Origin of the sequence: Rouxiella sp. WC2420, from assembly GCF_041200025.1 — a bacterium.
In the GTDB taxonomy this organism is placed as follows: domain Bacteria; phylum Pseudomonadota; class Gammaproteobacteria; order Enterobacterales; family Enterobacteriaceae; genus Rouxiella.
Window position 1 is genome coordinate 1,973,478 of the sequence record NZ_CP165628.1, and the last position, 15,788, is coordinate 1,989,265.

The following is a 15,788-nucleotide window of genomic DNA, read 5'->3' on the forward strand; positions in this document are numbered from 1 at the left end:
ATGTTAAGACAATAAAAAGCGGTGGCTCCTTGAGGATGCCACCGCTTTTTTATGCCCTTCAGCCAGTTTAGAAGCTAAAGGTTGCCGTTGCTGTTACCTGACGTTCTGCGCCCCAGTAACAGGCGTAAGTTGCATAGCAGCTTGAGACATACTTCTTGTCGAACAGGTTGTTCACGTTAACCGCCAGACTGGAACCCGGCATGCCAAAACGACCCAGATCGTATTTAATTGCTGCATCCCAAATAGTATAAGGGTCAACTTTGAACGTGTTGGCGTCATCGCCGTAAGAAGTCCCCACGTAGCGTACCCCGGCGCCTAAGGTCAGACCACTGAGTGCCGTTTCATAGAAAGTGTAATCGCTCCAAAGCGAAGCCATATATTTTGGAATTTCATACGGCCTGTTGCCCTTGTAGCTTTCATCCTTGGTGTATTTGGCATCGGTGTAGGTAAAGGAGGCGAGCAGGTTAATATTCTCGTTAACTGCTGCCTTGGTCTCAAACTCAAGTCCGCGTGAGCGAATTTCGCCAGTCTGGACCGAGAACAGGGTGTGGTCTGGATCGGTGCTCAGGTTCTTGTCTTTGGTCAGCTGATAAACCGCAATGCTGCCGCTGATAAGGGCATTGTTTGGCGCGTATTTAATGCCTGTTTCATACTGTTTGGCGCGAGATGCCTGAAAAGTGTTGCCGCTAAAATCACTACCACTGGTGGGTTCGAAAGATTCGCTATAACTGGCATACGGGGCAAAGCCGCTGTCGAACAGATAATTCACACCACCACGCCAGGTAAACTCGCCATCTTTTTGTTTTGAGACGGAATTATCATTCAGACGATTGGTGCTTTCTGTGGTGGCCCAGTCATAGCGACCGCCGAGTGTAAACATCCATTTATTCCACTGTGCCTGATCCTGAGCATAAAGCCCGGTTTGCTCCTGACGATCGAGCAGGCTTGCAGAGCCTGTATAAGTCACATTCTGATTGCCGTATTGCGGATTAATCAGACTTAGATTGGATGCGCTACCGCTTTGATACTTAATGTCATTGCGCAGATGCTGATAATCGATACCCAACAGGGTGGTGTGAGCGACTGTGCCGGTGTCGTATTTCGCCTGTAACTGCGTGTCGACGGCGAAAGTTGACAGGTGTTCTCTGTCGTTCATTACTCCACGGCTTAGCTGGGTAGGATCTGTTGCCGACACTCCTGCGCCATAGATGCTGCGATAATCAGTGCCAATCGTGCCGTAATGCAGGTTCTGACGTACTGTCCAGACATCGTCAAAAGTGTGACTGAAAGCATAACCAACCAGTTTTTGCTTACGTGAAAGCTTGTTAAATCCGGGTTCGCCGTCGTTAAAATGTCTTGAGAGCTTGCCGCCTGCGCCATCTCGCACTGTGCCTTGTTCTGGCAACCAGCCGTAGTAGCCGGTATCCGGCTGATTTTGAAAATCACTCAAAAACGTAAAAGTAGTCTTGTCATCAGGATGCCAGGTAAAAGCCGGAGCTATTGCATAGCTTTTCGACGACTCGCCGGTTTGCATCTGGTTAGTATCGCGTGCTACGCCAGTGAGTCGGTAGGTGTATCTATCGTCGTTGTTAACATCTCCACCAAAATCGAAACCGGTCTGATAAAAACCGTCAGTTCCAGTCTTGAACTGAACCTCATGAATCGTCTCAGTGGTCGGGCGCTTGCTGACCAGTGAAATAATGCCACCCGGATCACTCTTGCCATACAGCACCGATACCGGCCCGCGCATTAGCTCGGCGCGTTCGAGCAGGTAAGGATCAATCTGGAAGTTTGAATAGTTATCGCCCGGTAACGTGAGTCCATCCAGGTAGATATTGGTGCCAATCTGGCTAAAACCTCGAATATTGACTGAGTCATAGGCATTGGAAGAGCCGCGGTTATCAACCATCACTCCCGGCGTATAACTAAAGGCATCCTTGACTGAAGCGGGTTGCAGCAAATCCATCTGTTCGCGAGTGACGACGGAGATTGACTGCGGTGTTTTCACCAAAGGCGTATCGGTTTTAGTCCCTGTAGCACTCTGTTTGGCCACGTAGGACCCCACTGGGCCCCAGGCACTTTCCTGCGGGGCGTTTGCCGACACGGTAATTGTGTCATCAGTCTGAGTATTTGCTGATTTTTCTGCTGATGTTGCTGAAAAGGACAACGAAGCCAAAGCAGAAGCTATCAATAGAGCCAGCGGTTGATGGGGGAATTTTATACTTTTAGATATCATTTTGGTCTCAGCCAGAAATCAAACAAGGGAAGTTAGCATCATCATTTCGAAGATGTAAATCCTATCATCCTATGTTTTTAAATGACAATGATAATCATTAACGAGCGGTTTTTTTTACTCGGAAGGGTGAAGTACTGGCAGTAACAGGAAATTAACTCTGGCTAAAAAGGTTAAGTTGAACCTGATTTAAATGCTCGGTGACGAGCTGTCTGGAAAGAACCTCGTCGCGGTCTCTCAGCGCAATAACCATCGCACGATGCTGTTCCTCGTATTTCTTTCTGCGCTCCGGGGTCAGTGATTTTCTTTTTAACCGCCCCCATTCCCCCTGATCCCGTATCTGATTTGCCAGCTCAAGGACTTTTAGGAAGAAATTATTATGGGTAGCAATAGCGAAAACCTTGTGCAGTTCCCCGTCCCAATATTCGAAGTCTTCGATAGTCATGGCCTGTTCGGACTGAGTGAGACATTCATCCATACGTTCAAAATCTGCTGCGGTAGCGTGACGAACAATGAGAGACGGCATTTGTGGCTCGATGAGTAACCTTGCTGCCATCAACTCTGCTGGACTCACCTGGATCTCAGGGAGTCTGTTAACTGTCGCGGGCAATAATTCGGCTACGTTATCCGCCACGAAGGTACCGCTGCCCACCGCTTGGGTGATCAGGCCAATTTCTTTGAGGTTGGATAAAACACGTCGCACGGAGCCTCTCGATGCTTCGAAAGATTCACATAGTTCGCGCTCGGCCGGAAGCTTATGGCCAGCGTGCAAACGTCCACTTTCGATTTCTTCAACCAAATAGGCTGCAAGCCTGCGCGCACCGTCGGCCCGTACCGATTTTTGAGCCATGATTTTGCTCATTATTTTTGATAATCCTGTTTGATAAAAGTTGTTAAAAATAAATATATACCAATTGGTACTACTACGCAAAAAGTATGAGCCAGCTCAACAAGTCTTAAAAATTGGGTTGATTGGTACTTAATTTGCGCTACATTAGATGTAAATGTGAACCATAAATGTACCATTGGAGAACCAATAATATGAAATTTGCTACCTTAAAGCACAATAATGAAACCAGTTTTGTTGCTCTTATTGACAATAGCGGTGAGCGCTACTGGCCTCTAGCAGAGATAATCTCTGGTTTTATGGGTGACATGAGCCAATTGGTACAAGATTGGGAAAGGGTAAAACATGATATCAACCCCACCTCGCAGGGCTACTCCCTTGAGGAAGTTTCTGTAGAAGTTCCGCTTCAGGCAAAACGTAACGTTTTTTGTGTTGGCAAGAACTACCACGAGCATGCGGCTGAGTTCAGTAAGTCAGGATTCGATCACAGCGCCAAAGAGGGGGAAATAGCACCGGAGTTTGCCGTGGTGTTCAGCAAAACGCCAGAAACCCTGATCGCAAATCATGCTGTGATCCCACGTCATTCCAATGTGACCAGCCAGTTGGACTATGAGGCGGAACTGGCTGTAATTATTGGAAAAGGCGGTAAGGGGATTACTAAGGCAGAGGCGTTAAAGCATGTTTGGGGATACACAGTAATCAACGACGTGACGGCTCGTGACCTGCAGAAAAACCATCGGCAGTGGTTTATCGGTAAATCCCTCGACGGCTTTGGTCCAATTGGGCCGTGGATCTCGACAGCTGACGAGGTTGATCTGTCTTCCTCAAAAATTCAGTGCTGGGTGAATGGAGAGCTGCGCCAGAACTCAAATCTGGGTGATTTAGTCTTCGATGTTCCTACCCTGATTGAAACACTTTCTGCCGGTATTGAACTTAAACCCGGCGATATCATCGCTACCGGTACTCCGGCAGGCGTAGGCATTGGTTTCACACCACCCAAGTTTTTACAGACTGGGGATGTCGTGCGTATCGAAATCGAGGGCATTGGTGCATTAGAGAACGAGGTGGGAGAGTGAGTACACAAATCATCGACGGAATGGTCATTGAAACCCAAGGCAAAGGTGAAGCGCTGCTGTGTATTCATGGACTAGGCGGATCCTCTAATATCTGGACACCATTATTACCAGCCTTTGCCAGTTTCAATCTTTTACGCATCGACCTGCCCGGAAGCGCGCGCTCCGCCTTGCCGGCAGATTTACTCTCAATTGAATCTTATGTCGCTAGCGTTGAGCGCGTCCTTGATGCCTTGGATATCGACAGCGTGCATATCGTAGCTCACTCCATGGGGACGATTATTGCTCAGCATTTTGCAGTGAAAAACCCCTCAAGAGTGAAAACGCTAGCGCTGTTTGGCCCGCTGCTAGCCCCGCCAGACGCCGGACGACCGGGGATTCATGGCAGAGCGAAATTGTGCCGTGAACAGGGAGTCAAAGGGCTACAGGAAATTGCCGACGCCATAATAAAGGGCGCTACCAGCGAAGAAACCAAAGATTCCAAACCTGCCGTCGTCGCTTTGATTCGTGAAAGCGTAATGCGTCAAACGCCGGAAGGTTATGCCCAAAGCTGTGAGGCACTGGCTAATGCACAACCCGCGCAGATTGAAAAAATCGCGGTTCCAGTATTGCTGGTAACGGGGCAAGAGGATGGCGTTGGGTCTCCTGAGCAAGTGCAAACGATGGCGAATCGCCTGGACAAGCCCAGCGTGAAAATTCTAGAGGGCTGCGGGCACTGGACCACTTTTGAAAAGCCGGACGAATGTCTTATTCAACTCATTAATTTTTATAATAATTAGCCCAAAACAATAAGGCATCCTCCAAAGTAGAGTGTGCTAAAAAACATCTAACCTGTACTGACATGAGTGATATGTCGGTCTGACCCTACAAGAAATTGGAGCAAGCAAATGGATAACAACAAAGTTGTATTCACCAATGTCACCATTTTCGATGGCAGTGGAGATAAAGCTTACAAAGGTGGCGTGCTGGTCGAAAATAATCGCATCCGAAAAGTCATAAAAGGTAATGCAAGGCTGGCCGATGTCGATGCAGTCGTCATTGACGGCAAAGGGGCATTTTTGATGCCGGGGATGACCGAGGCTCACACGCATTTTTCATGGAATGACCAGCCCTCTTTGGCGGCGATTCAGATGATGCCTCCAGAAGAACACATTCTTTGGTGTGTCGGCGTCGCCAGGCGTTATCTGGATATGGGATGGACTTCCTGCATTGGTGCCGCGGCTGCGAAACCACGTCTTGATGTGGTATTACGCAACGCCATTAATTCCGGACAGTTTCCGGGGCCCAGATATTTAGCCGGCAGTCAGGAGGTTAGCACCATTGGGGCACTGGGCGATAACTCCTTGCCGCACTTGCCTTTTCCCGAGCTTAACTTTGGCAGTATTTGCTGCGGTCCTGAAGAAATCCGCAAGTCGGTGCGCCAGTTTGTAAAATACGGTGTTGACCATCTGAAAATAAATCTCTCAGGGGAATATATTGCCGGTATTCCTGCTGAAATGTCGCCGTTTTCAGAAGAAGAGGTGGCGATGTTGGTGTCGGAGGCCAAGCGCTTTGGCAAAAGGGTTGCGGCACATGCCCGCTCAAGCGAGTCAGTAAAGCAGTGTGTTCGCTATGGTATCGAAATGGTTTATCACGCCAGCTTTGCCGATGAAGAGGCGCTGGACATGCTTGAAGCCAACAAGGATAAACATTTTGTTGCACCAGGCCTTGCATGGCTGATCCGTACCACTTACAACGCATCGGAATATGGTATTACTCCCGAGATTGCCGAGAAGATGGGATATAAAAGAGAGCTGGAAGTAGCAGTCGAGACTCTGCAAAAAATGCACAAACGGGGTATTCGTGTTCTTCCAGGTGGAGATTACGGTTTTGCCTGGATGCCGCACGGCACGAATGCGCATGATCTTGAATATTTCACTACTTATCTTGGGATGACAACCACCGAGGCTCTTGTGGCTGCCACTCGCTATGGCGGCGAATTGATGATGCAAGGGCATGAGCTGGGTCAGATAAAGGAGGGGTATCTGGCCGATATTATTTTAGTGACCGGTAATCCAGTGGCTGACATAAGAGTTCTTCAGCATCCAGAAAATATTGCATTGGTCATGAAGGATGGGGTAATTCATAAAAATAACCTCGGCATACAAACTCCAGATATGACTTTTGCAACAGGGGCGAAAAGAAAAAGTGCAGATCCAGTGATTCATCACTGATTTTAGGCGATTGCCACCACAGAATCTCCCAGCCTCAGGTGGATTCCCTCAAGCTTAAAGCCCCAACTCGGGGCTTTAAATTTAAGTAAAAAATTAAAAAGTTGAACTGTACTGTCCAGTCCATTATCGTGTTCCTGGCAAGTCACCTTAACCATCTGGAGGTAGCATGAAATATAATTTACTGGGTAACAGCGGTCTTCTTGTTTCTGAGCTAAGTTTTGGGACGGCCACTTTCGGCGGCGGCAATGAGTTTTTTAAAGCCTGGGGCGCCACTGATGTTAAAGAAGCCAAGTCGCTGCTGGGTCTATGCATCGATAAAGGCGTGAACTTGGTTGATTCTTCCGATGCTTACTCCGGTGGCAGAGCGGAAGAGATTCTGGGGGAGGCAATTGAGGGAAACCGTAATAATATCTTGATCTCTACCAAGGCAGCATTTCGAACTGGCGAAGGCATTAATGATGTAGGCACTTCACGCTATCATTTAATTAAAGCCTGTGAAGACTCGCTGCGCCGCTTGAAAACTGATCATATCGATATCTGGCAGATGCACTCCTTCGATGCCAAAACGCCGATTGAGGAAACTGTGCGCGCTCTGGAGGATTTGGTTACCGCGGGCAAGGTCCGTTACATAGGCTGCTCGAATTTCTCCGGTTGGCAGTTAATGAAATCATTATCTATTTCCGAGCGTCACGGTTGGTCAAAATACGTTGCCCATCAGGCTTACTATTCTCTGCTTGGCCGAGAGTACGAGTGGGAGCTGATGCCCCTGGCTTTGGAAGAAAACATCGGCACCATCGTCTGGAGCCCATTGGCCGGCGGTCGCTTGAGCGGTAAAATAAGCCGAAATAAAACAGCACCGGAAGGCAGCCGCTCTGCCACGCTTAAACCTTACGGCCACAGCCTGCCTGAAGCACAGTTTTATGACGTAATTGACGTACTCGAAACTGTCGCCGCCGAGACAGGTAAAAATGTCTCTCAAGTTGCACTTCGCTGGGTGCTGCAACGTCCGACAGTTTCAAGTGTGATTATCGGTGCAAGAAACAGTGAACAGCTGGCACAAAACCTTGAATCCTCTGATTTCGAACTCAGTGCAGATCAGATGCAAAGGCTGAATATCGTCAGTGACAAGGACCGAGTCTATCCTTACTGGCATCAGCTGATGACTTACGTTGAGCGCAATCCTAAAATCTGATGTAAACAATATGGCTACCTTGAGTGGCCATAATAATTATGCAATTTCGAGGTGACCTATGGATGATATTAAAGGGAAAGTGGCACTGGTTACCGGCGCAAACCGGTGGCGTAATCGGTCCACATTATGCCGCCAGCAAGGCTGGCCAGATTGGATTAATGCATTGCTATTCCAATTTACTGGCAGGTTCCGGTATTACCGTCAATGCTGTTGCCCCAGCGCTGATAGAAACGGATATGATACTGAATAATCCAAATACTAAACCCGATCTTATTCCTGTCGGCCGATTTGGACAGCCTGAAGAAGTGGTTGATACTGTCATGATACTAGTAAGAAATGGATATATCACCGGGCAAACCATTAATGTTAACGGCGGCTGGTATATGAGTTGAGAGCTCTATAATAGGCGCGTGATCCAGAATTTTTCCCCATCAATAGGCAAGCAATAAGCAAATTTGCGGCCTTGATCTGATTTATTTGTTACATTTTTTACTAAAGTTTTACCTAAAATAATATTAATGCTTACCTCCTTCTTGATTTAGCTGTTTTAACCACTTCACGTTATTTCTTGTCTACGCATTGTTAACGCTCAAAAAATACCTATAACACTGGCAAAGGCGTCCTTCATAAAATTCTTCGATCCATGCTTTTGGGGAAACGATGCCTGCGTATTAAAAATACGAGGATTAACATGAAATTAATCGGCAAATTTTCTTTAATTTCCACCTGTATTTATCTTGCTTTCACCTCTGGTAACGAGGCCTTTGCCGCCTGTAATAATTATCAACCGGGCTTAGGACAATCTGTACTCTGTGATACCAGCAGCCCAAACCCTGGCTCTACGGCAGTGATCAGCGCTAATGGTGTCACGGGCGTCAGCGTCAATATAACCTCGGGCAGCGTGCTAAATGTGAGCGGGGCAGCAGCGATTTCATTAGGCAATGGCAGTCAAATTACCAATGCCGGGCAATTAACAGGAACCACCGGCGTATTGCTGCGCGAGGGAAGCAGCGTATTGAATAACAGTGGCTCAATAATAGGAACAACCGGGCCTGGGGTGCTGTTCAACGGAAGTGGTAATAATCAGCTTATCAACAGCGGAACGATTAGAGGCAATGCCAGCGGTAATGCAGTGACCTTTGGGGCAGGGAATGACACCTTGATCCTGACGGGGGGTACGATTACTGGCAACGTGGACCAAGGCAACGGTGCCGATAAAGCGATTATCAGTAATGGCACTATTACAGATACGCTTTCTCAGGGCAGCGGAATAGACGATTTTGTTATGAGCGGCGGAACATTAGGCTCGCTGCAGCAGGGTGATAACCGCGATACCTTCACCATGACCGGTGGCACCATCGTCAATGCTTTCGAAGACGGAGACGTGGCCAAAATGACCGGAGGTAAAATTGGCCGCGTTAATATGAAGCTGGATAATAATATATTTGATATGTCCGGCGGTGAAATTACAGGTAATTTGGTTACTGGCTTTGGTAATGACACCATTATTATCAGCGGCAATAGCACGGTCGGTGGAAATATCAGCGTGAGCGGCGGCGCGGACAGCGTTAGCGTGACCGGTGGCATTGTAAAAGGTGAAATCAGGATGAGTACCGGGGATGATACTTTCCATTGGGAGAATGGCAGCATCTTGGGTAATGTGCTGATGGAGGCTGATAACGACCGTATTGAATTCACTAATCTCGATGCGGCCACGGCTGCAACTTCTCCCTTAATTGATGGCGGAAGCGGCAATGATATATTGGTCATGAATAACAGCCAGTACGTCTACAGTAATGCCAATATCCTGCGCGGTATTGAACATATTAATCTCACCAATAACTCTACTTTAACCCTCAATAATAAGTCATTACCCTTGGGCGATGCAGCTGACGACAATATTAATACAGGATATGACATAGACGGGACCAGCACGCTGGCTATTCAAAATAGTGGTGCAACCGCTTTTAAAAGCCATCTGAGCGGCAACGGGACAGTCAGCACCAATACCGGCGGTAACGCTTTTAGCTTTGACAGTAATAATGCCGGTGACTCTTTTGCTGGCACGCTGGTATTGGGTAACAGTACTTTTATTCTTAGTGGTCTCAATACTCAGGCACTGAATCAGGCAACACTAAGGGCTGGAGCGGGCAGCATCACAACCGTGGGTAATGGCGTGCAACATATTGGTGGCCTGGCCTTTGATGGGGGAACTGTTGATTTTGGCAGTGTCGCACCGGGCAATACACGGGCTGAAAACACTATTCAAACCGGGCGTGACCTCAACCTCACCGCAAGCGGTACGGTGAAAGTTGGCGTTGATAATATGATTAATGAAACGCCAGCCGCCGATAATAATATTCCATTGTTATCACAAGATGATAAAACGACAACGATCAGACTGGCTGGTTCAGATGGCACGGTAACAGGCAATGCCGGTAGCCTGGCACTCGTCGACGCAAACGGTAATGTGATTACCGACAGTGTGACTGACGGAATACTGCAAAATGGTTCACTTGTTGCTCTGGGGACATGGGACTGGCGTCTAACAACCGGGGAAAATCAGGATGGCCTGTATATTGGCTACGCTTTGAAACAGGTTGATCTTCAGGGTAATGGTGACAATGCACTGCTTCTCAACAGTGCCGGTGCCAGTGGAAATGCCGCCGACTTGAGCGCGAAAGTGACTGGCAGCGGTGATTTGGCTATTGAAAACAATGCTAATGGCACCGTGTCACTGTCCAATCAGGATAATGATTACACCGGTATCACTGAGGTTCGTAGTGGCAACTTATTGATGAATAACAATCACGTACTGGGCAACACCTCACTGTTGCAATTAGCCGCTGATACCACACTGAATATGAATGGCTATGCCCAGACTACAGGGCGTGTCGATGCTGCAGAAGATTCACAAATTGCGATAAATGGCGGGAGCCTGACAATCGATCAGGGAGGAATCATCAATGGGCATTTGCTGGGTGATGGTAGCCTCACATTAAATGACGGTACTCTGGAAATTAATGGCGAAAACACTTCTCTGGCCGCTAATACTCAAATACTTAATGATGCAACGATCAGCTTGAATAATGCGGCCGGGCTGGGAAGCGGTGCTATTGATAACGCAGGTAAGCTTATTCTGACTAGCGCCAATGGCTCATTGCAAAACAGTTTAAGCAATAGTGGTACTGTTAATCTGAATGGCAGTCAGATTGTTTTGGCGGGTGATAATGCTCTCTTCAGCGGTATTTTTAATATTGACCCCAGCAGCCAACTGACAGCAAGTGAAGCTCAGCATCTTGGCAGCGCGGCGGTTAATGATAGCGGCACGCTAAACTTGATAACCGATACTGACTGGACGCTCAATAATAGTGTTATGGGGGAAGGTAATCTGGTTAAAGAAGGGGTTGGAGTCGTGACGTTGACCGCGCCCAGCAGTGCTTATACCGGCATTACGGATATTAATCAGGGAGGCATTAATTTTGGTAGCCGCAACCAGCCGCTGACGCTGGCAACATCTGTAATTAATATTAATCAGGGTTTTTTGGCGGGTAATGGTGCGGTGGCGGGGGATGTAAATAACCTTGGAGTGTTGCAGGTGGGCAGTAATTCTACCTCGCAGAATATGACTACTCTGGCGGAAATTCAGACCGCGTCAGCAACCAGCGACTCTCTGACTATTGGCGGTAGTCTCACTAACGGCGGAATAATTCAGCTTGGGCAAACAGGCAGTAATATTCAGGCCGGAAACACGCTAACGATTAATGGAAATTACATAGGTAATAATGGAACTATAGCCTTCAATACTGCATTGGGCGGTGATAATTCCGCGACCGATCACATGTCAATTCGCGGTAATACCAGCGGTACCACACTGGTGAGCGTAGAAAATGCGGGAGGCAGTGGCGCAAGAACCTTAAACGGGATTGAGTTGATTAACGTTGGCGGCAGTTCTGACGGTAATTTCTTGCAGGATGGACGTATTGTTGCGGGTGCTTATGACTATCGACTGGCGCGGGGCGCGCTCAATAATCAAAGTAACTGGTATCTGACCAACAGCGCCAGCGAGCCGGTTGGCACGGTCACTCCGGTGGATCCTACAACTCCGGCCAATCCTTCAAATCCAACTATTCCTACTACACCAACTACACCAACTACACCAACTACACCAACTACACCAACTACACCAACGAGCCCGTCAAATCCGACGACCCCGGATAACCCTGCCAATCCAGATACTCCAACAAGCCCGACGGTTCCAGACAATCCGGCCACTGTTGCGCCATCTTCTGACATCATGCTGCGCCCGGAAGCCGGCAGTTATATCGAGAACCTGGCAGCGGCCAACACCATGTTTAATACCCGTCTGCACGACCGATTGGGAGAAACTCAATATACCGATGCCCTGACGGGGGAGAAACGGGTGACCAGCCTGTGGCTACGTCAAGTTGGCACCCACAATGGCTGGCGCTCAAATATTGGTTCACTGAAGACCACCTCTAATCAGTATGTCGTTATGTTAGGTGGTGACGTAGCCCAATGGAGTAACAATGGTCTGGATCGCGGACATATTGGTTTGATGGCAGGGTACGGTAATAACCAAAGTAACACTCACTCTGGCGTTACGGGTAATACTTCTAAAGGGCAGGTTAGCGGTTACAGCGTAGGCGTGTATGGCACATGGTATGCCAATGATGTTAATAAGACGGGGTTATATCTGGATAGTTGGTTGCAATACAATTGGTTCAAAAATAAGGTCAATGGCGAAGATTTGCCGCAAGAGAAATATAACTCAAACGGATTTAGTGCCTCTCTGGAAACGGGATATACCTGGAAAATCGGTGAGTTTTACTCCAGCAAGCAGAGCCTGAATACGGTATATATTCAGCCGCAGGCGCAAATAACATGGATGGACGTTAAAGCAAATAATCACACCGAAAGCAACGGCACCTTAATCAACACCGATGGCAATGGCAATATCCAGACCCGACTTGGCACCCGGCTATTCCTGAAAGGGCACAGTAAAATTGATGACGGCAAAAGCCGCGAGTTTGAACCCTTCATTGAACTAAACTGGCTACACAATACTCGTAACTTCAGCACTGAAATGAATGGCGCAAGGGTTAGCCAGGATGGCGCGAATAACATTGGCGAGGTAAAAACCGGTGTTGAGGGGCAACTTACTCAAAATCTTACTGCCTGGGGCAATGTCGGTCAGCAAATCGGAAACAAAGGTTATACCAATACCGAGGCAATGGTTGGGGTTAAATACAGTTGGTAGCCTGACTTAAAAAAGACTACCAACTGAATATATTTTACTGAAAAGCTATAGCCAGGTTTTATCTGTGATCCAATAGTCTTATTTACTTTTGACTGCCGGGATAATCGGTATAGCCATGCTCTGTGCCGCCGAAAAGCGTACTGCCTTCGAAATCTGCCAGTGGAAGATTTTGCGCCAGACGATGTGGATAATCTGGATTGGCAATAAAAGAGCGACCAAATGCCACCAGATCGGCATAGCCATTTTCGAGTACCCATTCTGCGCGGTCTTTATCGTATTTGCCTGCAACAATAATAGGGCGCGTAAATCTTTCGCGAATATCCTTACGGAAAGTTTCAGTAAACTGAGGCGCGTCGTCCCAATCTGCTTCGACAAGGTGCATATAGGCAATCCCTTTTTCTTGCAGGAAAGCGGAGGCATCGAGAATTGTTGGCAAAATATCCGGGCAATCCATTCCACGAGCGGTGAGAAACGGCGCAAGACGGATTGCAGTTCGCTCTGCACCCACTTCATCGACAACGGCATTAACGACATTCTTCAAAAAGCGCAGCCGATTTTCACGAGAACCGCCGTACTCGTCGGTGCGCACATTGGATGTGGTGCGTAAAAACTGGTCAACCAGATAACCATTGGCACCGTGAATCTCTACGCCATCAAATCCGGCGGCGATTGCATTACGTGCGCCGTTGCAAAAATCATCGACAACGCCAGCGATCTCTTCGCGTGTCAAAGCTCGCGGGGTCGGGCAGTCGGTCATGGCACCTTTGCCGGTCACAGGATCAACCTTCCAGATTTGTCCTTCGAATGGAACGGCAGAGGGCGCAACAGGAAGCCTGCCATCATGAAAATCAGCGTGCGACATACGGCCAACGTGCCAAAGTTGAAGGAATATCCGCCCACCGGCTGCATGGACTGCATCAGTTACCTGTCGCCATCCTGCAACCTGTTCGGCACTGTAAATGCCTGGAGTAAAGGAATAGCCTTTTCCCTGCGGTGATATCTGCGTCGCTTCGGTGACTATCAATGCCGCCGAGGCTCGTTGGGCATAGTAGCGAGCATTCATTTCATTCGGCACGTCTCCCGGCTGCGTACTGCGCGCACGAGTCATGGGAGCCATAACGATACGGTGCGGCAGGGTATTATTGCCGATAACTGTGGGCGTAAAAAGGCGTGAGCTGTTCTGCATAATTGAAAATTCTCCAGTTAATGATTGGCTGATGAGTCGCAGACTTTCTTGTCTGCAGACCCATATTGTCGGCACTGCGCCATTAGTGTTTAGCCACTAGCCCAACCTGTTGCAGGAAGGTCAGGTTGTCTTCCAAATGCCAGTTTTCGACAATTTTCCCATTATTTATCCGATAGATATCAGTAGCTATAAAGTTCACGGATTGTCCTTTTCCTTTAACTCCATTGAAGATACCGGTGAAATGACCGCTGAACCGCAGGTGTGATACCACTCGATTACCTACTACCATCATCTGCTCAACCTCACAGTGAAGATCGGGCACGGCGGCTCTGAATCCTTTCGATGCGATCAAAGGGCATTCAACACCTTGCGGACGTCCAGGGGGTAATGTCCGGTCCATAAAGTCAGATGCCAGCGCGCTGCGAGCCAATGCCTCATCGCCGTTAGTCCAGAATGTGTCGTAGCGACGTGCCGCCAGAATTTGCTCGCGGGCCTGTTGTTTGGACAATCCGGAGTCAACGATTAGCGTGTCGGGGCGAACAAGATTGTCCTGACCCTGGGCGCTGAGGTTTGACCCTGTAGCACCGATGGCGACGGCAGGAAATGTTGCGAAAAGCGCCGTGGTAAAGCCCGCAGCAATCATCGCGCTAGTTAACGCTTTGAAGCTTTTTTTGAAAGCAGGGAACTGTGTTGACATGATTGACTCCGTACTCAAGTAATGTTGTTTTGATGGTTCGATAAAGTAAGGCCATTGTGCCGAAATGGCATGGGTTTGATAATTGGGCTAACATTTGATGGATTATCAAAATATTTGGAAAAATCGTGGACAATCTCGGTGACATTCGGCTATTTGTAGAAACTGCCAATTTGGGCGGTTTATCCGCAGCGGGAAGGAGGCTGGGGTTATCTCCCGCAGCAGCAAGCGCGCGATTGGTCAAGCTTGAGGCAGAGCTTAATACCCGGCTATTTGAACGAACCACGCGGCAGTTGCGCCTGACGGAAGAAGGGAGCCTGTATCTTGCGCATTGCATACAGGCCCTTGCCGCGCTGGATGATGCTCGCGCCGCGCTGCTGGCCGGTCGCACTGCGGTGATGGGGAAAATCAGGATTGCCGCCACCTCGGACTTCGGCAGGCGGATGCTGAAAAAATGGTTAGATGAGTTTGGGGAGCTTTATCCCCAAGTCCAGTTCGCTTTGGTGCTGGCCGATTCGCTGTCTAATTTGCTGCAGGACGATCTTGATTTGGCCATTCGATTTGACGTGCCGCCCGATAGCTCAATGGTCGCCCGCAAATTAGCGCCCAATCGCCGGGTTTTGTGCGCATCGCCGAGTTTTATCGCGACCCATGGCGTACCCGCCAATCCCGGCGAATTGGACAAATTCCAGTGTATTGTTCTTTGTTCAACCAATGGAATCGCCAACGAATGGCGTTTTACCCAAGGTCAACTTTCAGAAACTTACGTGGTGCCTTCCGCGCTGGCCAGAGAGACCAACGATGGTGCCGTCGCCCGTGAATGGGCAGTTGAAGGCAAGGGTATTGCGATGAAATCGCTGTGGGATATACAAGAAGATTTACGTGCCGACAGGCTGTGTATCGTCATGCCCGAGTGGCGAACGCCGGAATTACCCGTTCACGCCATGTATCAGCGTAGCCGTTACATGGCCCCAAGGGTCCGCGCGTTGCTGGACTTTTTGATCGCGCGCTTTGCCGATGAGAATACGGCATTGGAATCGCTGCTGTTGAGCAAAGGGTATATTTAAAG

General features: G+C 48.6%; 11 protein-coding genes. 7 read left to right on the top strand and 4 right to left on the bottom strand.

The genetic code is table 11. The features are described from left to right. Positions 1–67 precede the first annotated feature (67 nt). On the bottom strand, positions 68–2,236 hold the full coding sequence (gene fhuA / locus AB3G37_RS09165; RefSeq protein WP_369790420.1) for a ferrichrome porin FhuA: 2,169 nt from the start codon (positions 2,234–2,236) through the stop codon (positions 68–70). A 151-nt stretch (positions 2,237–2,387) separates the two neighbouring features. Further along, positions 2,388–3,095: a FadR/GntR family transcriptional regulator gene (locus AB3G37_RS09170; RefSeq protein ID WP_369790421.1), complete on the bottom strand. Its 708-nt coding sequence runs from the start codon at positions 3,093–3,095 to the stop codon at positions 2,388–2,390. 179 nt (positions 3,096–3,274) lie between these two features. Between AB3G37_RS09170 and AB3G37_RS09175 the strand changes: the two genes are divergently transcribed. From AB3G37_RS09175 to AB3G37_RS09200, 6 genes are all read left to right on the top strand, one after another. Beyond that, positions 3,275–4,156, top strand: a complete 882-nt coding sequence (locus AB3G37_RS09175) for a fumarylacetoacetate hydrolase family protein (RefSeq protein WP_369790422.1) — start codon at positions 3,275–3,277, stop codon at positions 4,154–4,156. Continuing rightward, complete coding sequence (locus AB3G37_RS09180; protein WP_369790423.1) at positions 4,153–4,932, top strand: alpha/beta fold hydrolase; 780 nt, start codon at positions 4,153–4,155, stop codon at positions 4,930–4,932. The genes AB3G37_RS09175 and AB3G37_RS09180 overlap by 4 nt, the downstream gene beginning before the upstream one ends. Positions 4,933–5,040: 108 nt before the next feature. After that, positions 5,041–6,366 (top strand): amidohydrolase family protein, encoded by a 1,326-nt coding sequence (locus AB3G37_RS09185; protein WP_369790424.1) that lies wholly within the window; start codon positions 5,041–5,043, stop codon positions 6,364–6,366. Between the two features lie 166 nt (positions 6,367–6,532). Continuing rightward, complete coding sequence (locus AB3G37_RS09190) at positions 6,533–7,558, top strand: aldo/keto reductase (RefSeq protein WP_369790425.1); 1,026 nt, start codon at positions 6,533–6,535, stop codon at positions 7,556–7,558. Between the two features lie 62 nt (positions 7,559–7,620). Further along, positions 7,621–7,950, top strand: coding sequence for an SDR family oxidoreductase (locus AB3G37_RS09195; RefSeq protein WP_369790426.1), 330 nt, complete (start codon positions 7,621–7,623; stop codon positions 7,948–7,950). A gap of 299 nt (positions 7,951–8,249) precedes the next feature. Then, entirely contained in the window at positions 8,250–12,839 is a 4,590-nt protein-coding gene (locus AB3G37_RS09200) for an autotransporter outer membrane beta-barrel domain-containing protein (RefSeq protein WP_369790427.1), read from the top strand. An 82-nt stretch (positions 12,840–12,921) separates the two neighbouring features. Here AB3G37_RS09200 and AB3G37_RS09205 read toward each other — a convergent pair whose 3' ends face one another. Next, a complete protein-coding gene (locus AB3G37_RS09205; protein ID WP_369790428.1) occupies positions 12,922–14,025 on the bottom strand; it encodes an alkene reductase in 1,104 nt (367 codons plus the stop codon). A gap of 82 nt (positions 14,026–14,107) precedes the next feature. Next, complete coding sequence (locus AB3G37_RS09210) at positions 14,108–14,722, bottom strand: ester cyclase (RefSeq protein WP_369790429.1); 615 nt, start codon at positions 14,720–14,722, stop codon at positions 14,108–14,110. A 125-nt stretch (positions 14,723–14,847) separates the two neighbouring features. On the opposite strand from AB3G37_RS09210, the gene AB3G37_RS09215 reads away from it, so the two are divergent. Next, entirely contained in the window at positions 14,848–15,786 is a 939-nt protein-coding gene (locus AB3G37_RS09215; RefSeq protein WP_369790430.1) for a LysR family transcriptional regulator, read from the top strand. Positions 15,787–15,788: the final 2 nt, after the last annotated feature.